Source organism: Kitasatospora sp. NPDC001175 (genome assembly GCF_053598215.1).
This window is the reverse complement of the sequence record NZ_JBSFJU010000030.1, coordinates 56,596-76,501: the sequence shown is the minus strand read 5'-3', so window position 1 is coordinate 76,501 and position 19,906 is coordinate 56,596. Positions and strand designations below refer to the sequence as shown.

Sequence of the window (19,906 nt, the reverse complement as noted above, 5' to 3'; positions counted from 1 at the left end):
AAGGCCCCGGACCGCCCAGCTCGGCGGTCCGGGGCCTTCCGCTTGCCGCGATGCCCGGCGGCCCGTTGTCTTTGCGCACCCTTGGCAGGACGTACGCCATGTGACATATTACTGCCGTGCTCACCAGACACCCCCACGACGTCGTGGTGGTCGGCGCCGGAGTGGTCGGCGCCGCCTGCGCGTACTACGCCACGCTGGCCGGACTCTCCGTCGCCGTGGTCGACCGCGGCCCGGTCGCGGGCGGCACCACCGGCGCTGGCGAGGGCAACCTGCTGGTCTCCGACAAGGAGCCCGGGCCCGAACTCGACCTCGCCCTGCTCTCCGTCCGGCTCTGGCGCGAGCTCGCCGAGTCCGAGGACGGGCCGGGCGGGCCCGCCGGGAAGGGCGGGACGTTGGGGGAGCGGATCGAGTACGAGCCCAAGGGCGGTGTCGTGGTCGCCTCGAACGAGTCCGGGATGGACGCGCTGCGGGCCTTCGCCGCCGGACAGCGGAAGGCCGGGGTGACGGCCGCCGAGATCGCGGGTGGGGAAGTTCACGAGCTGGAGCCGCATCTTGCTCCCGGGCTGGCCGGCGGCTTCCACTACCCGCAGGACGCCCAGCTCCAACCGGCCCTGGCGGCGGCCCGGCTGCTGCGGGCGGCCCGGCGGGCCGGGGCCGAGGTGCGTCTGGGGGAGACGGTGGCGGCCGTCCGGGCCGGCCGGGACGGATCGGTCCGCGGTGTCACCACCGACCGGGGCCGGATCGACGCCCCCGCCGTGGTGAACGCCGCCGGGACGTGGGGCGGCGAGGTCGCCGCGCTGGCCGGGGTGGCCCTCCCCGTCCTGCCCAGGCGCGGCTTCGTGCTGGTGACCGAGCCGCTGCCGAGGATCGTCCGGCACAAGGTGTACGCCGCCGACTACGTCGCGGACGTCTCCAGCGCGTCGGCCGCACTGCAGACCTCCGCCGTGGTCGAGGGGACACCCGCGGGCCCGGTGCTGATCGGCGCCAGCCGGGAGCGGGTGGGCTTCGACCGGACCCTCTCCGTCGAGGTGCTGCGGAGGCTGGCCGGCCAGGCCGCCGCGCTGTTCCCGGTGCTCGCCGGGGTCATGGTGCAGCGGGCCTACCGGGGCTTCCGCCCGTACCTGCCGGACCATCTGCCGGCGATCGGGGCCGACCCGAGGGTGCCCGGTCTCTACCACGCCTGCGGCCACGAGGGTGCGGGAATCGGGCTCGCACCCGCCACCGGCCTGCTGATCAGTCGCCAACTTGTCAATGAGGAGCCGGAGTTGGACATGGAGCCGTTCCGGGTCGACCGTTTCGCCGGGGAGTCCGGGGAGTCCGGCGGGCCTGGGGCCTCCCATGGCTGAACCGGACCACCCGCCGAGGATCGGAGACAGCATGCGCCGGACCCCTGCCCGGCAGGCCGGGGCGCGGCCCGAGGCCGCGTACGGCATCGAGTTCGACGGCCGGGAGCTGCCCGCGCTGCCCGGCCAGAGCATCGCCGCCGTGCTCTGGGCGCAGAACATCCTGGCCTGGCGCACCACCAGGTCCGGCGGCCGCCCGCGGGGCGCGTTCTGCGGGATCGGGGTCTGCTTCGACTGCCTGGCCACCGTCAACGGCCGGCCCAACCAGCGGACCTGCCTGCTGCCCGCGCAGCCCGGCGACACCGTCACCACCCAGGAGGGCCACGGCCGTGCCGACCTCGTCGTCTGAGTCCCCTCGCCCCCAGCGCCCGAAGTCCGAGGCGGCCGGCCGCGCCGGGGGCGAGGTCTACGACCTGGCCGTGATCGGGGCCGGGCCGGCCGGGCTCGCCGCCGCCGTGACCGCCGCCGAGCTGGGGTTGCGCTGCGCGTTGGTGGACGCGGGCCCCCGGCCGGGCGGCCAGTACTACCGGCACCCGGCGCCCGGGCTCGGTGCCGCGCACCCCGAGCGGATGCACCACGGCTGGCCCGCCTTCGCCCGGCTGTCCGGCCGCCTGGCGGCGCACACCCGCGCCGGGCGCCTCGACTATCTGACGCACCATCAGGTCTGGGTGCTCGAACGCGGTGAGACCTGGCGCCTGCACGCCACCCTCGGCCCCGAGCGGGTCGGGGTCGAGGGCCGGTCCGTGGTTGCGGCGCGTTCGGTGTTGCTCGCCACCGGTGCGTACGAGCGCCAACTGCCCTTCCCCGGCTGGACGTTGCCGGGTGTGGTGACGGCGGGTGGCGCGCAGGCGATGCTGAAGTCCTCCCTGGTGCTGCCCGGCCGCCGGATCGTGGTTGCGGGCAGCGGTCCGCTGCTGCTCGCCGCCGCGTCCTCGCTGGTGAGTGCGGGAGCCGAAGTCCCCGCCGTGGTCGAGGCCACCGACTACCTGCACTACGCCCGAGGCCTGCGCACCCTCGCCGCCAACCCGGCCAAGCTGGCCGAGGGAGCAGGGCACGCTGCGGCCCTGCTCCGGCACGGGGTACGGCTGCGGCGCGGCGGCGCGGTCGTCGAGGCGCACGGCACGGACCGGCTGACGGCCGTGACGGTGGCCCGGCTGGACCGCGACTGGCGGCCGATCCCCGGCACCGGCCGGCGGATCCGCTGTGACGCGCTGGCGGTCGGCCACGGCCTGGTGCCGCAGATCGAGCTCGCCACCGAACTCGGCGCCCGGACCCGGCTCGCCCCCGACGGCACCCTCGCGCTGGCCGTGGACGACGGGCTGCGCACCAGCCTGCCGGGGCTGTGGGCGGCCGGTGAGACCTGCGGTGTCGGCGGTGCCGATCTCGCCATCGCCGAGGGTGAGTCGGCGGCCCGGGTGATCGCCGGCCGGCCGGTGCCGTCCGCGCTGCGCGCGTTCCGGCGGCGCCGGCGCGCCTTCGCGGAGCTGATGGCCGCGGCACACCGGCCGGGCCCCGGCTGGCCGGAGTGGCTGAGCCCGCAGACCGAGGTGTGCCGCTGCGAGGAGGTGCCGGCAGCGCGGATCCGGGAGGCGGTCGAGGAACTCGGCGCGGCGGACGCCCGTACCGTCAAGCTGCTCACCAGGGCCGGGATGGGGTGGTGCCAGGGGCGGATGTGCGGACCCGCGGTCGCCTGCCTGGCCGGGGGCGGTCCGGCCCGGGCCGACAGTCGACCGCTGGCCTGTCCGGTGCCGCTCGCCCGGTTGGCCGAGCTCGATCCGCCCGGGTAGCGGTACGCACGTGCGGGGGCGGCGCCGCGGTGAGCGAGCGGAGCCCCCGCACACCCCCGGGGCCTGACCGTAGTTGCGTTGAAATATCTCATCTCACAAGGGAGTTGTTGCCCCGTGTCCCTCGCCACACACGAGCCCGCCCGTCCCTGGCGCGGCATCATGGTCGCCACCGCCCTGCCGCTGCGCGAAGACCTCTCGGTGGACTACGACGCGTATGCCGAGCACGTCCGCTGGCTGATCGACTCCGGATGCGACGGCGTCGTCCCCAACGGCTCGCTCGGCGAGTACCAGACCCTCACCGACGAGGAGCGCGCCCGGGTGGTCGCCACCGCGGTCGAGGCGGTGGGCGACGGCTCGCGGGTGATGCCCGGGGTCGCCGCGTACGGCAGCGCCGAGTCGCGCCGCTGGGCGGAGCAGGCCGCCGAGGCGGGGGCCGGGTCGGTGCTGCTGCTGCCGCCGAACGCCTTCCGGGCCGACGCGGACGCCGTGAGCGCCCACTACGCCGAGGTGGCGCGGGTCGGGGTGCCGGTCGTCGCGTACAACAACCCGTACGACACCAAGGTCGACCTGGTGCCCGAGCTGCTCGCCCGGCTGCACGGGGAGGGTTCGATCGTGGCGGTCAAGGAGTTCAGCGGCGACGTCCGGCGAGCCTACGAGATCGCCGAACTGGCGCCCGGCCTGGACCTGTTGATCGGCGCCGACGACGTGCTGCTGGAGCTGGCGCTGGCCGGTGCCGTCGGCTGGATCGCCGGCTACCCGAACGCGCTGCCGCAGGCGAGCGTCCGGCTGTTCAGGGCCGCCGTCGCCGGTGACCTGGAGGCGGCCCGGCCGCTCTACCGGGCGCTGCACCCGCTGCTGCGCTGGGATTCCAGAACCGAGTTCGTCCAGGCCATCAAGCTGTCGATGGAGATCGTGGGACGTCCCGGCGGCCCGACCCGTCCGCCCCGGCTGCCGCTTGCGCCGAAGGCCGAGGCGACGGTGCGGGCCGCGACCGAGAAAGCCGTCGCCGAGGGCCTGGACTGACCGGACGCCGATTCGAGCCAGAGGGGGTTGCATGCGCAGCCGTCATGTCTTCCACGCCGTCGACTCGCACACCGAGGGCATGCCGACCCGGGTGATCACCGGCGGGTTCGCCACCATCCCGGGCGCCACCATGGCCGAGCGCCGGCTGCACTTCCAGCGGCACCTGGACCACTTCCGGACCCTGCTGATGTACGAGCCGCGCGGCCACGCCGCGATGAGCGGGGCGATCCTGCAGCCGCCCACCCGTCCCGACGCCGACTTCGGGGTCCTCTACATCGAGGTCTCCGGGCTGCTGCCGATGTGCGGGCACGGCACCATCGGAGTGGCCACCGTGCTGGTGGAGACGGGCATGGTGCCGGTGGTGGAGCCGGTCACCACGGTCCGGCTCGACACCCCGGCCGGTCTGGTGGTGGCCGAGGTGCGGGTGCGGGACGGCGAGGCGACGGCGGTCACCATCCGCAACGTGCCGTCGTTCTCGGTCGCGCTGGACCGGAAGGCGGAGGTGCCCGGCCGCGGCACGGTGACGTACGACCTCGCGTACGGCGGCAACTTCTACGCGATCCTGCCGCTCGCCGAGTTCGGGCTGCCGTTCGAGCGGGCGCGCAAGCAGGAGATCCTGGAGGCCGGGCTGGCCCTGATGGCGGCCGTCAACGCGAGCGAGGACCGGCCGGTGCACCCCGAGGACCCGGGGATCCACGGCTGCCACCACGTCCAGCTGCTCGCGCCGGGCTCCACCGCCGAGCGGTCGCGGCACGCGATGGCCATCCACCCCGGCTGGTTCGACCGGTCGCCCTGTGGCACGGGGACCTCCGCGCGGATGGCCCAGCTGCACGCGCGTGGTGAACTACCGCTGGGGCGGGACTTCGTGAACGAGTCCTTCATCGGGACCGGCTTCACCGGGCGGCTGGTCGAGGAGACCGAGGTGGCGGGGCTGCCCGCCGTCGTGCCCACGGTCACCGGACGGGCCTGGATCACCGGGACGGCCCAGTACTTCCTCGACCCGAGTGATCCGTTCCCGGCGGGCTTCCTGCTCTGACCCACCGCCTGGCGCTCCGACCCACTGCCCGGCGAGCGCGCGAGAGGCGCGCCGGCCCTCGCGCCGCCGGGCCGGCCACTACCGAAAGGCTCTGCTGTGACTGTCAGTTCGTACAACCCCGCCGACCCGGCGGACCTGGTGGTCTCCGTCGAGATCCCCGGCGCCGCCGGGACGGCCGCCGCGGTGGACCGGGCGCGGGCCGCGCAGCGCGCGTGGTCGGCGGCCGGCGCCGCCGCGCGGTCCGCTGCCCTCACACACGCCGCCGAGGCGGTCGAGGCGCATGCCGGCGAGCTGGCCGCGCTGGCCGTACGGGAGGTGGGCAAGCCGCTGGCCGAGGCCCGCGGCGAGGTCGCCAGGACGGCCGCGATCTGGCGGTACTACGCGCAGGCTCCGTACGCGCCCTCGGGGGCCGTGCACGAACCGGCCGCCGGGGAGGGGCTGTTGCTCACCAGGCGCCGGCCGTACGGGGTCGCCGGGCTGATCACCCCGTGGAACTTCCCGCTGGCCATTCCCAGTTGGAAGGCCGCGCCGGCGCTGGCCGTCGGCAACACGGTGGTGCTCAAGCCCGCGCCGGAGGGCACGGCCTGCGCACTGCGGCTGGCCGAGCTGGCAGGCCTGCCGGAGGGCGTCCTGACGGTGGTGCCCGGCGGTGCGGCGGAGGGTGCCGCGCTGGTCGGGGCGGCCGACGTGGTCTCCTTCACCGGATCGACCGCGGTCGGGCAGGCCGTGATCGCGGCCGGCACCGCGCGCGGGGTGCCCGTTCAGGCCGAGCTGGGCGGGTTGAACGCGGCCATCGTGCTGCCCGACGCGGACTTCGGCCGAGCGGCGGCCGACCTAGCCGCCGCGATCGCCGGGTACGCGGGCCAGAAGTGCACCGCCACCAGCCGGGTGATCGCGATCGGTGACGCGTACGGGCCGCTGGTCGAGGCGCTGGTCAAGGCGCTGGCCGCCACGGTGGCCGGAGACCCGGGCGACCCGGGTACGGTCTGCGGGCCGGTGGTGAACGCCGCCGCGCTGGTCAGGCTGACCGGTGCGATCGACTCCGCGCGGGTGGCCGGGGCCGAGGTGCTCACCGGCGGCGGCCGGGTGGACCGGCCAGGATGGTTCGTCGAACCGACCCTGCTGGCCCAAGTGCCCGCGGGACACCCGCTGTTGAGCGAGGAGTTCTTCGGGCCGGTAGCCGTCGTGCTGCCCGCCGCCGACCTGGACGAGGCGGTCGCCATCGCCAACAGCACCCCGCACACCCTGGCCGCCTCGGTGCACACCGGCGACCTGGACGCCGCCCTCGCCGCCGCCGACCGACTGGACGCGGGCATGATCCGGGTCAACGCGCCGTCCACCGGGGTGGACTTCCATCTGCCGTTCGGCGGGACGAAGTCGGCCGGTCACGGGGCGCGGGAGCAGGGGCAGGCGGTGCTCGACTTCTTCACCGCGAGCCGGACGGTGACCCTCCTGCCGGCGGGGCCGGCGCGATGAGCACGCCGCACGGCCAGACGGCACCCGGGGAGCGGGAAGCAGTCGGGCGGAGCCCCGGGGGCGCGGGGCTCCGCCGGGTCGAGGCCGTCGACTACCACACGGCCGGGGAGCCGTTCCGGATCGTCGGCAGCGGGCTGCCGCCCGTGCCCGGCGACTCGGTGGCCGAGCGGCGGGCGGTGCTGATCGGGGGAGGCGGTACGACCGCGCCGCGCCCGGGCGAGCTGGAGCGGATCAGGCAGCTGCTGAGCCGGGAACCGCGCGGCCACGCCGGGATGTACGGCGGCTTCGTGGTTCCGCCCGACGACGACGGGGCCCAGCTCGGGGTGCTGTTCTGGCACAAGGACGGCTACTCGACGGCCTGCGGCCACGGGACCATCGCGCTGGGCGCCTGGGCGGTGGACTCCGGGCTGGTCCAGGCACCCGAGGACGGCACGGCCCGGGTGCGGATCGACGTCCCGTCCGGGCGGGTCGGCGCGGCAGTTCACCGCAGCGGCGGCCGGACCACCGCCGTGACCTTCCGCAACGTGCCGACCCGGATCACCGCCCGCGGCCTGCCGGTCGACACCTCACGCGGCCGGGTCGCGGTCGACCTCGCGCACTCGGGCGCCTGCTACGCCTCCGTGCGCGCCGCCGACCTCGGACTGGAGGTCGACACCGCCCGCCTGCCCGAACTCACCGCGATCGGACGGGAGATCCGGGCCGCCCTCGCCGAGGAGCCCGCCGCCCGGCACCCGGTGGACGCCAGGCTCTCGGGCGTCTACGGGGTGATCCTCCACGAGGAACTCGACGACACCCCGGCGGGCCCGAGCCAGCGCAACGTCACCGTCTTCGCCGACGGTCAGATCGACCGCTCCCCGTGCGGCTCCGGCACCTCGGCCCGGCTCGCGCTGCTCGCCGCCGAGGGACGGCTGGCACCCGGCGAGGAACTGCGCCACGAGTCCGTGATCGGCACGGTCTTCACCGGCCGCCTCGCCGGCACCCGCCCGGACGGGGTGCTCACCGAGATCACCGGTACCGCCCACCGCACCGGCGAGCACCGCTTCCTGCTGGCGCCGGACGACGAGCTCGGGACGGGATTCCTGCTGTGACCCGGCTGCTCCCCGTCGACCTGGCCCCCGCGCAGGCCGTCGCCGCCCTGGAACGCTCCCTGCTGGACGGGGTGGATCCCGAGCGCTGCCCGCCCAGGTCCCATGTCCCGGTCCCGGCAGGTGAGTTGCTGCTGATGCCCGCCGCCGATAGCAGGTACGCGGGCGTGAAGATCGCCGGTGTCGCCCCGGCCAACCCCGGGCGCGGACTGCCCCGGATCACCGGCGGCTACCTGCTGCTGGACGGATCCACGCTGCAGCCGCTGGCGTACTTCGACGGCGCCGCCCTGACCGCCCTGCGCACGCCCGCCGTCACCGCGCTGGCCATGCGGCGGCTGGCGGCACCGGACGCAGGCCACCTGGTGCTGTTCGGCGCCGGACCGCAGGCGTACGGGCACCTGGACGCGCTGCGCACCATCCGCCCGCTGACCCGACTCACCGTGGTCACCCGCAGCGCGGAGTCGGCCGGGCCGCTGGTCGGCTACGCCCGTACGCTCGGGCTGGCCGCCGAGGCGGGGACGCCCGAGGCGGTGGCCGCGGCCGATCTGGTGGTCTGCTGCACCAGTGCGCGCGGCCCGCTCTTCGCCGGAGGGCTGGTGCCCGCGCGCGCGGCCGTGGCGGCCATCGGCTCGCACCGGCCCGACGCCCGTGAGGTGGACACCGCGCTCGTCGTCCGCTCCGCACGGTACGTGGAGGCGCGGGCCGTCGCGCTGCGTGCGGCGGGGGACCTGGTGATCCCGCTCGGCGAAGGCGCCATCGCGGCCGGCGAGCCGCTTGCTAACCTGTCAGAACTGGTGCGCGGCACGGCAGTTGTGCCCCAGGGGCGGCCGAGGTTCTTCAAGAGCATCGGGATGGCCTGGCAGGACCTGGCGGTCGCGGCGGCGCAGTACGAAGCGGTGCGGGCGCGGGAGACGGTTCCGCCGTCACCGTAACGTGACATTGTACAATGGTGTCCTGTTGAACCACCGGAGGAACACCATGGCCGACCTCAAGCCCCGCACCCTCATCTCCGTCCAGGAGCGGCTGCGCGACCAGGTCGCCCATGCGCTGCGGGCCGCGCTGATCTCCGGTGAGCTGCGTCCCGGTGTGGTCTACTCGGCCCCCGCGCTGGCCGCCGACTTCGGGGTCTCGGCGACGCCGGTCCGCGAGGCGATGCTGGACCTCGCCCGCGAGGGGCTGGTCGAGGCCGTCCGCAACAAGGGCTTCCGGGTCACCGAGCTGACCGAGCGCGACCTGGACGACTTCACCGAGATCCGCGCCCTGATCGAGGTCCCCACCGTGGGCCGGGTCACCCGCACCGCCTCCGCCGAACAGCTGAAGGCCCTGCGGCCCGAGGCCGAGGCCATCGTCACGGCGGCCCGGGCGCACGACCTGATCGGCTACCTGGAGGCCGACCGCCGCTTCCACCTCGGCCTGCTCGGCCTGGCCGGCAACGCCCGGCTGGTCGAGACGGTCGGCGAGCTGCGCAAGCGCTCCCGCCTCTACGGCCTCACCCGGCTCGACCAGCGCGGCGAGCTGGTCTCCTCCGCCGAGGAGCACCTGGAACTCCTCGACCTGATGATCTCCGGCGACGCCGAGGCCGCCGAGCAGTGCATGGCCCGCCACCTCGGCCACGTCCGGTCCCTGTGGGCGTCCGGCCAGGCGGAGGCGGCCGGGGAGCGCCCGGCGCTGCGGCTCGGTGCACGGTGATCCCGATCGGGTGAACCGTCGGGAATCGGGCCGGTCGTCCGGCCGCGGCCTACGATGATTCCACTCGACACAGGCAGCCAGGAGGAATCCCATGTCCGCCGCAGCAGTGGAAGAGCCGATCGAGCAGCCGAGCCTGCTCGAAGTCGCCGACAAGATCTCCGATCAGCTGGTGGGCCACCGAGTCGAGATCATCGGGAGCGAGATCACAGTGACGCCACCGGCCGACGGACCTCACGGCGACACCCTGACCGACATCATGATCCCGTTCCTGGCGGCGGGGCTTCATGGCGAGCGAACCAGAGTGATCCAGGCCATCGGCATCTGGCTTCCGGACGGTCCGTCCGACTTCGCGATTCCGGATCTGGCGGTGGTCGACTCCGACTACGGTGACCACAAGGTCGAGTTCAACTGCTACGACCCCGCGGTCTTCCGGCTGGTGCTGGAGGTCACGTCCTCGAACCTGAGCAGCGATCTCAAGAGGAAGCCCGCGGCGTATGCGCAGGCCGGCGTACCGGTGTACGTGATCGCCGATCGTAAGAACCGCAGGGTGATGGTGCTCACCGATCCGCATGACGGCGAGTACCGAGTTCACGCGGTGCACCATCCGGGTCAGTCGTTCGAACTGCCGGAGTCGGTCGGCGCCAAGGTGACGCTGTCCGTGGACAGCGTCCTCGGCCCCGAGAAGTAGTCGCCGCTCAGCGCAGCCGCCCGTCCTGCATCTCCAGCACCCGGTCCACCCGGCCCAGCAGGTCGCGGTCGTGGGTGACCATGACGGTCGCGGTGCCGTGGGTGCGGGTGACCTCGGCCAGCAGGTCGACGATCTGGGCGCCGCGCTCGTGGTCGAGCGCGGAGGTGGGCTCGTCCACCAGCAGGACGGACGGGCTGCCGAACAGAGCACGGGCGATGTTGACGCGCTGGCGTTCGCCGCCGGAGAGCTGGTGCGGGCGGCGCTGCTGCTTGGCGCCGTCCAGGCCGACCGAGGCGAGCAGCTCCTCGGCGCGCCGGCGGGCGGTTCTCACCCGGCCGCCGCGTACCGACTCCAGGACCAGCAGCTGTTCCACCGCCGTCAGCGAGGCCAGCAGATTGGACTGCTGGAAGACGATGCCCAGCCGCTCGCGGCGCAGCGCCGTACGCGCGCCGGGGCCGAGCGCACCCGCGTCCTGGCCGTCCACCAGGACCTGCCCGCTGTCCGGGCGCAGCAGGGTCGCCGCGACCGCCAGCAGGCTGGACTTGCCCGAGCCCGAGGGCCCGGCGACGGCGGTGAACTCGCCCGGGGCGACTTCGAGGTTCACCCGGTCGAGCGCGGTCAGGCGATTCTCGCCGTCTGGGTAGGTCAGGGTCACCTCGTGCAGGGCGAGGCCGGTGCGGGTCTTGACTTCGGAGAGGGTCATTTCGGTTGGACTCCAGGGAAGTTGGGGCGGCTGGGCGTGCGGTGGGTTCGGCGCCGGCGGTTCAGCGACTGGCGCCGAGGGCGGCCAGCGGGTCGACGGCGGTGATCCGGCGGACGGCCAGGACCGCGCCGAGGAGGCCGAGCAGCACCATCACCGCCACCGGTACGGCCACGCTCAGCACGCTCACGTCGAACGGCACCGCCGAGGCCGCGAACACCCCGCCCACTGCTCCCGCGAGTCCGCCCAGCACCGCCCCGCCGAACAGGACGGCCGCCGCCTGCGCCAGCGCGTCCCGGACCAGGTAGGCGCTGCTCGCGCCGACCGCCTTGAGCACGGCGATGTCCGGCTTGCGCTGCACCGTCCAGACCGTGAAGAAGGCCCCCACCACCAGCGCGCTCACCACGAACAGAAAGCCCTGGATCATCTGCAGGCTGCCCTGCTCGGCGTCGAAGCCGTTGATCCCGGAGAGCGAGTCCGCGAGGGACACCGTCTTCGTCCCCTGGGCGGCGTCCAGTGCACCGGGCCCGGCGCCGGAGGCGGTGCTCAGGGCGAGCGCGGTCGGCTGGTTCTGACCGCTCAGCTGCTCCCAGGTGGACAGGGTGGTCCAGACCGTCGGCGCGTGCGAGAACGAGCGCTGCTCGGTGATGCCGGAGACGGTCAGCTTCTCCGGGCCGACCTGCACCTGCGCGCCGGGCGCCAGGTGGTACGCCGCCGCCGTGTCGCTGCCCACGGCCAGCTGGCCCTCAGCCGGGGCGCTGCCGGACTTCAGCGGCGGCAGCAGCGCGGCGTCCGTCCCCAGCACGCTCACCGAGGTGGCAGCCTCGCTCGCAGTCAGCCTGGTCAGCGACAGCCCGAGCGGCCTGGCCGAGGACACGCCGGGTGCGCTCGCGAACGCGGCGGCCTGGGCGGGGGAGACGGTGCTGTTGCTGAACGAGACCGTGGGTGCGGCGCCGGCCGGGGCACCGAACACGATCCGGTCGGCCCGCAGACCGGTGATGGTGGAGGACGCGGCGGAGGCGAGGCCGCCGGTCAGTCCGTAGAGGAAGACGACCAGGGTGGTTATCAGAGTGACTACCGCGCCCATCAGGGCGAAGCGGCCCTTGGCGAATCGGATGTCTCGCAGTGCGACGAACACGGGGACCTTCCCGGCTGGAGGTGAGTACTCCTCCACCTTGTCGGCGCGGCCAGCCCGTTCCATCAGGGAGAGGGACGGGAGTCAACCCCTGCGGGCGATGCATCCCGAAATACATCGAACGGTTGATGCCGCACCCCGGGGAGCACCGCATCCGGGCCCGTACCCTCGGGAGGCGTGACCAGAGAAGCACCACCACCGGCATCCCGGGAGAGCGGACATGCCGCCGTCACCCCCGCCCTGCGGCTGACGAACCTCGCCCTGCACGGGCTGTTCCTCACCCTGCTGGGTGTCCTGGCCGTCCGGGGCGTGCTGACCGGCGGCCTCGGCACCGCCGGCCTGGCCACCGCCGTCCTGCTCGCCGCCGTGTACCTGAGCGGCGGCGCCTTCGAGCGCGTCCGGCGGAGCCGGTGGTGGGCGGCTGCCTGGACGGCCGCCGTGCTGGCGCTCTGGGTGGCGCTGACCCTGCTGCATCCCGAGTTCTGCTACCTGGCGTTCCCGCTCTACTTCGTCTGTCTGCACCTGATGCCCGTGCGCTGGGGCCTGGCGGCCGTCGCCGGGCTCACCGGCATCGTGATCGGTGCCCAGGCCACCACGGAGGGCGGGCTGACCACCGCCAAGGTGCTCGGACCGCTCGCGGGCGCGGCCGTCGCGCTGCTCACCGCCTACGGGTACGCCGCGCTGTACCGGGAGAGCCGGGAGCGGCAGCGGCTGATCGACGACCTGGTCAGGGCCAGGGACGAACTCGCCGCCAGCCAGCGGGAGGCCGGGCGGCTCGCCGAGCGGCAGCGGCTGGCCCGGGAGATCCACGACACCCTGGCCCAGGGCCTGTCCAGCATCGTGCTGCTGGCCCGCTCGGCGGAGTCGGCGCTGCCACAGGATCCGGCGACGGCGGCGGAGCGGATCCGCGAGGTCGGGCAGACCGCCTCCGCCAACCTCGCCGAGGCCCGCCGGTTCGTCCAGGCACTCACCCCACCCGCGCTGGACGACGCCACCCTCACCGAGGCGCTGCGCCGGCTGGCCGGCGCCGCCGGTGCGGAACTGCGGCTCGACGGCGATCCGTACCCGCTGCCGGTCGAGGCCGAGGTGGCGCTGCTGCGGCTCACCCAGGAGGCGCTGGCGAACGCCGTCCGGCACGCCCGGGCGGGGCGGATCGCGGTGACCCTCAGCTATCTCGACGACGAGGTGACCTTGGACGTGTTCGACGACGGTGTCGGCTTCGACCCGTACGCCCGGCCGGACTCCGGACGGCCGACCTTCGGCCTGCACGGCATGCGCGAGCGGATCGCGGCGCTCGGCGGCCGCCTCACGGTGGAGTCGGCGCCCGGAGAGGGCACCGCCGTCGCGGTCTCGCTGCCGCTGCGGGCGATCGGGACGGCGGAGAGCGTGCTGACGGAGGTGGCGCGGTGATCCGGGTCCTGCTGGTGGACGACCACCCGGTGGTCCGGCGCGGGCTGCGCGCCATGGTGGACGACCTGCCCGAGGTGACCGCCGTGGGCGAGGCAGCGGAGGGCGCGGAGGCGCTGCGGCTGCTGGAGTCGCTGCCGGTCCGTCCCGACGTGGTGCTGATGGACCTGCAGATGGGCAGCGGGATGCACGGGGTCGAGGCGACCCGGCGGATCACCGCGCTGCCCGACCCGCCGGCCGTGCTGATCCTCACCACCTACAGCACCGACGCCGACATCCTCGCCGCCGTCGAGGCCGGGGCGACCGGTTATCTGCTCAAGGACGCCCCGCCCGAGGAGGTGGCCGCCGCCGTGCACGCCGCCGCCCGGGGCGAGACCGTGCTCGCCCCGCCGGTCGCGGCCCGGCTGCTGGGCCGGGTCAGGGCGGGCCGGCCGACCCTCTCCCCGCGCGAGGCGGAGATCCTGCAACTGCTCGCCGAGGGCCTGGCCAACCGCCAGATCTCCAGGCGGCTGTTCATCAGCGAGGCCACCGTCAAGACGCATCTGGTGCACATCTACGACAAGTTGGGCGTCGACAGCCGGACGGGCGCGATCGCGGCCGGACTGGCGAGCGGACTGATCCGGCCGGCGTGAGCGGGGGCGGGGCGCGCCGGTTCTTGGTTCGGGGGCAGCCCCGGTTCCGGTGAGCCGGGGCTGCCTCTCCGGCGGTGCTGCGGAAGGCCGTCGAGCCTGAGGGCGGGTGTCAGGCGCCGCTGGCGACCCTGCCGCGGTTGGTCCAGCCGCCCTTGCCGTCGCCGCCGTTCCAGAAGGCGGCGTCGACGCTGTTGTCGGGGTTGGTGTAAAGGCAGTCGGCGTGGCTGTCGCCGTTGAAGTCGGCGAACCAGACACCGGTGGTCGGCAGGGTGGTGAGGCCGCTGGTGCGGGTGCGTTGGATGGTACGGCGGATGCTGGCCGTGCCGGCGTCGAGGTCGAGGTCTTCCCAGTGCAGGCCGAGGAGTTCGCCCTTGCGTGGTTCGGTGCGGAGCGCGAGCTCGAACAGGGCCTGCACTCGGTGCCCGTTGGTGGAGGTGGGGAAGGTGCGAGCCTCGTCGGCGGTGAGGGAATTCGCCCCGCTGCTCGACCAATTCACCGAGCAGGCCGAACCATGCCGGAGTCTGACGGTTCGTCAGTCAGCTTGGACGTAGGGTGAAGCGAACCGAAATCGGGCGAGGGAGGCATGGCGGTGGCGGATGTGCTGGGGCGGCTTGCGGTTCCGGTGGTGGCCGCGCCGATGGCTGGTGGGGCGTCCACGCCCGCGCTGGTGGCTTCGGTGAACGGTGCGGGCGGTCTGGGGTTCCTGGCGTCCGGCTATCTGACGGCCCGGGCGATGACCGAACAGATCGCCCGGCTGCGGGAGTTGAGCGACCAGCCGTTCGGGCTGAACCTGTTCGTGCCCGGCGAGCCGTCCGACCAGGCGGAGGTGGCCGCCTACCGGGAGCGGCTGCGTCCGGAGGCCGAGCGGCTCGGTGTGGAGCTGCCCGAGCGGATCGCGCCGGACCGGGACGACTGGGACGCCAAGGTCGAGGCGCTGCTGGCCGACCCGGTCCCGGTGGTGTCGTACACCTTCGGGCTGCCGAGTGCGGCGGAGGTGGCGGCGCTGCGGGCGGCGGGCAGTCGGCAGATCGGGACCGTGACCTCGGTCGAGGAGGCCCGCGCGGCGGCCGGGCTGGGGCTGGACGCGCTGGCGGTGCAGGGGCCGGAGGCGGGCGCCCACCGGGGCACCCACCGGGCCCAGGACCGGCCGGGGGAGACGCCGCTGCTCGAACTGCTGGCGCAGGTGGGAAAGGAGACCTCGCTGCCGCTGATCGCGGCCGGCGGCCTGGGCGACGGTGCGGCGATCGCCGCCGCAGTGGCGGCCGGTGCGGCGGCGGTGCAGCTGGGCACGGCGTTCCTGCGCAGTGACGAGTCGGGCGCGAATGCGGCGTACCGGGCGGCGCTGGTGGACGAGCGCTTCGCCGAGACGGTGGTGACCAGGGCGTTCACCGGCCGTCCGGCACGCGGGCTGCGCAACGCCTTCATCGACCGCTACGAGTCGTACGCGCCTGCCGCCTACCCCGAGGTGCACCACCTGACCCGTCCGCTGCGGGCCGCGGCCGCGGCGCGGGGCGATGCGGACGGGATGCACCTGTGGGCCGGTACCGCCCACGCGCTGGCCCGGAGCGGCCCGGCGGCGGAGATCACCCGGCAGCTGTGGACGGAGGCGGAGGCGGCTCGGTAGGGACCGGTGACGCGGTGCAAGGGCGACGGCCGGACGGAGACGGGACAGCGGTGACTTGGTGGCCCGTCAGGAGAGCAGGGTGCCCATCCACTCCTCGATCGCGGGGACGGTGCGGGGCAGCGCTCCCGACATCAGGCGGGCGCCGTCGGCGGTGATGACGAGGTCGTCCTCGATCCGCACGCCCATGCCGCGGAGTTCCAGGGGCAGGGTCTGGTCATCCGGCTGGAGGTAGAGACCCGGCTCGACGGTGAGGACCATGCCCTCCTCCAGTACGCCGTCGAGGTAGGTCTCCCGCCGCGCTCTGGCGCAGTCGTGAACGTCCAGGCCGAGCATGTGGCCGCTGCTGCAGAGGGTGTAGCGGCGGTAGAGGCCGGAGTCCTCGTGCAGCGCCTCCTCGGCGGACATCCGCAGTACGCCCCACTCGGCCAGCCCCTCGGCGATCACGCGCATGCCCGCCCGGTGGAAGTCGCGGAAGCTCGCGCCGGGTTTCAGGGTCGCGATCGCGGCGTCCTGGGCGGCCAGCACCAGCTGGTAGACGTCCCGTTGGACGGGCGAGAAGGTGCCGCCGAGCGGGAGGGTCCGGGTGATGTCGGCGGTGTACAGGGTGTCGGTCTCCACGCCCGCGTCCAACAGCAGGAGTTGGGTGGGGTCGAGTGGGCCGTCGTTGCGGATCCAGTGCAGTACGCAGGCGTGCGCGCCGGAGGCGACGATGGTCTCGTAGCCGGTGCCGTTGCCCTCGGCGCGGGCGCGCAGGTTGAACGTTCCCTCCAGCCAGCGTTCGCCGCGCCCGTGGCGCAGTGCGGTGGGCAGGGCGCGGACCACGTCCTCGAAGCCGGTGGTGGTGTGGTCGACGGAGAGCTGGAGCTGCTCCACCTCCCAACGGTCCTTGACCAGTCGCAGTTCGGAGAGGGTGGCGGCGAGCGCGGCGTCCTCGGGTCCGGTGGGCCGGCCGAGTGCCCCGTCCATTCGCGGGTCGACCCCGGCGAGCAGCCGGGTCGGTGGCTGATGGCCGGTCAGCAGCTTCGCCAGGTCGTCCAGATGGGCGGTGCGGATGCCGGTGAGCTGCTCGGTCTCGGCCAGGTCGGGCCGGCGGCCGACCCAGAACTCGCCGTAGCGGCGGTCGCGGTAGAACTCGTCCGCGTACGGGCCCGGGCCGCCACGCGGTGAGCGCGGGCGGACATGGAGCACGGCCTCCCCGTCGGGTTCGATCACCAGGACGTGCCCGACCTGGTCCTCGCCGGTCAGCCCGGTGAGGTGGGCGTAGGCGCTGTGCGGGCGGAAGCGGTGGTCGCAGTCGTTGCTGCGGACCTTCAACTGCCCGGCCGGGACGATGAGTCGCTCGCCGGGGAAGGCAGCGGTGAGTCTGGCCCGGCGGGCCGGGGTGAACCGGTACGCCGCCGCCCGCTGGCCCGATGGCAGGGGAGTGGCGGCCCAGCCGGTGCCCATGAAGGCGCTCAGGGCGGGGCTGACGGGGAGGTCATGGCTGCCGGTGTTGAGCCCGGGGTCGGTGGTCACCTCGGAGGTCCCTTCTGAGCTGCGGCTGTTTACCTTGCGTGAAAGGCGAGTTGACGTCTTGTCAGGACACGGCTCGATAACGGGCCGGCCGCCCACTTGTCTGTGCAATTTCACATTACTATGTTACGGGTCACACCCCAGGGCGCCAGCCCCCCACAGGATCGGACCCTCCCGTCGCCGTACCGCCGCTGTGATCCCCTCTCCGACCGCGGCACGGCCCGGGGCGTGTTCGACGGCGCACCGACGAACAGCTGCACCGCTCCATCCCCCCCACCACCCCCACTCCCACAGGAGCACAGGTGTCAACTACGCACACCACGCGTCGGGTTCTGCTCGCGGCGGCCATCGCGGCGTCCCTGACGCTGCCGGCCGTCCAGACCGCGCAGGCCCTCACCCCGGCGCCAACCGCCTCCACCGCACACACCGCCGCCTCCACCGCACACACCGCCGCCTCCGCTGCACGCACCGCGGCCACCACGCCGAGGACCGTGCCGACGCCCGACCCCACCGCTTACGACGACGTGGACCACCTCGGCACCGCCGTCGCCAGGACCGGCGCCGCCGCCCCCGCGCCCGGCGGCGGTTCGCTCGGAACCGCGCGGATCCCCGGCGCGCTCCCCGCCCAGGTCGGCCGACCGGCCCCCACCGCGGCCGATCTGACTCCCGCCCCGCACCGGGTGGTTGCCCGTACGGCGGCCGGAGTGCCCTGTACCGTGGACGGCCTGACCGGCCTCGACCCGACGCAGCTGGTGGGGTTCCTCACCGACCCGGCGGTCACCGCCGACGGCTGCCTGAACGGCATCCTGTGGACCTGGGACGCCCGCTTCGCCGGCACCATGGACCAGGCGCACGTCCAGGCCGTCGCCAACCGCATCGCGCAGAGCGCCGGTTCGGACGACGGCACCGGCTCGGCCCACCTGTACGAGCTGTGGACCTTCCTGCACGCCGTGGTCTACCACGACTTCACCCACCCCGAGCTCGGCACCACCGACCCCGCCACCCTCGCCGCCATGCAGCGCGCCATCGACGCCCACACCGCCGGCCCGCACGCCTGGGACACCGCCGACGCGGCCGGCTACACCATGCGCGAACTCGGCATCGTCGCGGGCAGCAGCGGGATGCGCCAGAACAACCTCGGGCTGGTCAAGCGGATCCTCGGCAAGTTCGGCCCCGGCAGTGCGCTAGCCGACAACGCCGCCTGGAGCGGCGCCGCGCTCTCCGCGCTGAACGTCAACTACCTCGGCATCTACAACCAGGACGCGGCCTTCACGGCCGCCGTCGCCGCCGACGCCGACTACCGCGCGGCCTTCCGCTCCTTCGCGAGCGCCGGCTACCTCAAGGGAACCGCCAACGCCTGGCTGGCCCGCGACGCCGTCGCCGAGTACGGCCGGTTCGGCCAGATAGCCTCGCTCAAGGCCGCGGTGACCGCCGACATCGGCCCGCTGCTCGACCTCACCAAGTCCGCCTTCGGGGAGTTCTCCGACCCCTGGGTCAAGGTGGTCGGCTGGGCCAACACCTACGGCGTGTGCGCCCAGTTCGGCGTCTGCACCGACCAGATCGAGGCCCGGATCTTCCCGTACACCTACAAGTACGACAACGGTGCGATCGAGGTGCACACCGCACTCGACAAGGCCACCGTCGACCAGATGTACTACGCCAGCAAGCAGGTGAAGACCCAGTTCTTCCGGGTGTTGGGCACCGACCAGCCGCTCGCCGGCGACGTCAACTCCACACTGCACATCCACCTGTACGCCTCGCGCGCCGACTACGAGGTCTACCACCCGCTGCTCACCGGGATGAGCACCAACAACGGCGGCATCTACATCGAGAACGGCGCCACTTTCTACACCTACCAGCGCCGGGTGCCGCAGGACTCCACCCTCACCCTGGAGGAGCTGTTCCGGCACGAGTACACCCACTACCTCAACGGCCGGTGGGCGGTGCCCGGTTACTTCGGCGACGACCGCTGGTACCACGACGACATGACCACCGCGATGGACGAGGGGACGGCCGAGTTCTTCGACGGCTCCACCCGGGACCAGGGCATCCTGGTGCGCAAGTCGCTGGTCGCCAAGCTCGCCCAGGACGAGGCGGCCGGCATCCCCCGGATGACGGTCAAGGAGCTCATCCACGCCAAGTACAGCGACACGCCGGCGTTCCACTTCTACAACTACGCCGGGACGTTCTTCGAGTTCCTGTGGCAGAAGCACCCCTCGCTGATCCGCGAGATGTACGGCTACCAGCGGGCCGACGACCCGGCCGGCTTCGAGGGCTGGCGGGACAAGGTCTCCGACGACGCCGCGCTGAACGCCGAGTACAGCGCCTTCCTGGACGAGCAGATCAAGAACCTCGACAACCTGTACGTCCCCAGTACCAGTTACGTCGCCGACAACTCGCTGACCTTCGCGTACGCCTCCTCGGTGCAGTCCGCCTTCGCCGCCGCGACCGGTGCCACGCCGGTCTGCAAGAACAACGGCGACTGGAACAACAAGCCGATGCGCTACATCTGCACCGGCAGGATCACCGCCAACCTGTCCGACTCCGCCGACGGCGACGCGGTGTTCAAGGACATGTCGGACACGGTCGACTACTTCCTGCTCAAGCGGACGAAGGGCAGCGTCAACAACTTCGACGACATGAACTGCTACTTCGGCAAGGTCGACATCTGGCCGAACGGCAAGGCCGGCACCGCCGACTACACCTGTGAGGGCCCGCTGCGCCGTTGACCGAGCCCCGGTCGGGCCGCGGCGGCCAGCCGCTCGGCAT

Annotated in this window: 17 protein-coding genes and 1 pseudogene; 14 read left to right on the top strand and 4 right to left on the bottom strand. The window is 73.6% G+C overall.

Annotated elements, in window-relative coordinates; translation table 11 throughout:
• The first annotated feature begins 116 nt into the window (after positions 1–116).
• The 10 genes from ACWDAK_RS22065 to ACWDAK_RS22020 all read left to right on the top strand — a co-directional run bounded on the left by ACWDAK_RS22065 (position 117) and on the right by ACWDAK_RS22020 (position 10,127).
• Positions 117–1,346 (top strand): NAD(P)/FAD-dependent oxidoreductase, encoded by a 1,230-nt coding sequence (locus tag ACWDAK_RS22065; protein WP_427394458.1) that lies wholly within the window; start codon positions 117–119, stop codon positions 1,344–1,346.
• A 31-nt stretch (positions 1,347–1,377) separates the two neighbouring features.
• Entirely contained in the window at positions 1,378–1,692 is a 315-nt protein-coding gene (locus ACWDAK_RS22060; protein ID WP_344635484.1) for a (2Fe-2S)-binding protein, read from the top strand.
• Positions 1,673–3,130 (top strand): FAD/NAD(P)-dependent oxidoreductase, encoded by a 1,458-nt coding sequence (locus ACWDAK_RS22055; RefSeq protein WP_427394459.1) that lies wholly within the window; start codon positions 1,673–1,675, stop codon positions 3,128–3,130. The genes ACWDAK_RS22060 and ACWDAK_RS22055 overlap by 20 nt, the downstream gene beginning before the upstream one ends.
• Before the next feature lie 159 nt (positions 3,131–3,289).
• Complete coding sequence (locus ACWDAK_RS22050; RefSeq protein ID WP_427394481.1) at positions 3,290–4,153, top strand: dihydrodipicolinate synthase family protein; 864 nt, start codon at positions 3,290–3,292, stop codon at positions 4,151–4,153.
• Between the two features lie 31 nt (positions 4,154–4,184).
• A complete protein-coding gene (locus ACWDAK_RS22045) occupies positions 4,185–5,189 on the top strand; it encodes a proline racemase family protein (protein WP_344635483.1) in 1,005 nt (334 codons plus the stop codon).
• 96 nt (positions 5,190–5,285) lie between these two features.
• Positions 5,286–6,665 carry an aldehyde dehydrogenase family protein gene (locus ACWDAK_RS22040; protein ID WP_344635482.1) on the top strand — a complete coding sequence of 460 codons (1,380 nt, stop codon included), beginning with the start codon at positions 5,286–5,288 and terminating at the stop codon, positions 6,663–6,665.
• On the top strand, positions 6,662–7,753 hold the full coding sequence (locus tag ACWDAK_RS22035) for a proline racemase family protein (protein WP_344635481.1): 1,092 nt from the start codon (positions 6,662–6,664) through the stop codon (positions 7,751–7,753). The genes ACWDAK_RS22040 and ACWDAK_RS22035 overlap by 4 nt, the downstream gene beginning before the upstream one ends.
• Entirely contained in the window at positions 7,750–8,682 is a 933-nt protein-coding gene (locus ACWDAK_RS22030) for an ornithine cyclodeaminase family protein (protein WP_344635480.1), read from the top strand. The genes ACWDAK_RS22035 and ACWDAK_RS22030 overlap by 4 nt, the downstream gene beginning before the upstream one ends.
• Positions 8,683–8,728: 46 nt before the next feature.
• Positions 8,729–9,439, top strand: coding sequence for a GntR family transcriptional regulator (locus tag ACWDAK_RS22025; RefSeq protein WP_427394482.1), 711 nt, complete (start codon positions 8,729–8,731; stop codon positions 9,437–9,439).
• A gap of 91 nt (positions 9,440–9,530) precedes the next feature.
• Entirely contained in the window at positions 9,531–10,127 is a 597-nt protein-coding gene (locus ACWDAK_RS22020) for a Uma2 family endonuclease (RefSeq protein WP_344635478.1), read from the top strand.
• Positions 10,128–10,134: 7 nt separating this feature from the next.
• On the opposite strand, the gene ACWDAK_RS22015 is transcribed toward ACWDAK_RS22020, so the two are convergent.
• Together ACWDAK_RS22015 and ACWDAK_RS22010 are read right to left on the bottom strand one after the other, a co-directional pair.
• Positions 10,135–10,830 (bottom strand): ABC transporter ATP-binding protein, encoded by a 696-nt coding sequence (locus ACWDAK_RS22015; RefSeq protein WP_344635477.1) that lies wholly within the window; start codon positions 10,828–10,830, stop codon positions 10,135–10,137.
• 61 nt (positions 10,831–10,891) lie between these two features.
• Positions 10,892–11,965, bottom strand: coding sequence for an ABC transporter permease (locus ACWDAK_RS22010; RefSeq protein WP_427394483.1), 1,074 nt, complete (start codon positions 11,963–11,965; stop codon positions 10,892–10,894).
• A gap of 174 nt (positions 11,966–12,139) precedes the next feature.
• Here ACWDAK_RS22010 and ACWDAK_RS22005 point away from each other — a divergent pair, with 174 nt between their 5' ends.
• Both ACWDAK_RS22005 and ACWDAK_RS22000 read left to right on the top strand, forming a co-directional pair.
• Complete coding sequence (locus tag ACWDAK_RS22005) at positions 12,140–13,372, top strand: sensor histidine kinase (protein WP_344635476.1); 1,233 nt, start codon at positions 12,140–12,142, stop codon at positions 13,370–13,372.
• Entirely contained in the window at positions 13,369–14,001 is a 633-nt protein-coding gene (locus ACWDAK_RS22000; protein ID WP_344635475.1) for a response regulator transcription factor, read from the top strand. The genes ACWDAK_RS22005 and ACWDAK_RS22000 overlap by 4 nt, the downstream gene beginning before the upstream one ends.
• A gap of 259 nt (positions 14,002–14,260) precedes the next feature.
• On the opposite strand, the pseudogene ACWDAK_RS21995 reads toward ACWDAK_RS22000, so the two are convergent.
• Positions 14,261–14,467: pseudogene (locus ACWDAK_RS21995) on the bottom strand (tyrosine-type recombinase/integrase); the annotation flags it as partial.
• A 123-nt stretch (positions 14,468–14,590) separates the two neighbouring features.
• Between ACWDAK_RS21995 and ACWDAK_RS21990 the strand changes: the two are divergent.
• Positions 14,591–15,625, top strand: a complete 1,035-nt coding sequence (locus ACWDAK_RS21990; protein ID WP_427394460.1) for a nitronate monooxygenase — start codon at positions 14,591–14,593, stop codon at positions 15,623–15,625.
• Between the two features lie 66 nt (positions 15,626–15,691).
• On the opposite strand, the gene ACWDAK_RS21985 is transcribed toward ACWDAK_RS21990, so the two are convergent.
• Positions 15,692–17,140: an aminopeptidase P family protein gene (locus tag ACWDAK_RS21985; RefSeq protein ID WP_344635473.1), complete on the bottom strand. Its 1,449-nt coding sequence runs from the start codon at positions 17,138–17,140 to the stop codon at positions 15,692–15,694.
• Positions 17,141–17,439: 299 nt separating this feature from the next.
• Here ACWDAK_RS21985 and ACWDAK_RS21980 point away from each other — a divergent pair, with 299 nt between their 5' ends.
• The gene (locus tag ACWDAK_RS21980) at positions 17,440–19,866 is read left to right on the top strand and encodes a collagenase (protein ID WP_427394461.1); all 2,427 of its coding nucleotides are present in this window, start codon (positions 17,440–17,442) and stop codon (positions 19,864–19,866) included.
• Positions 19,867–19,906: the final 40 nt, after the last annotated feature.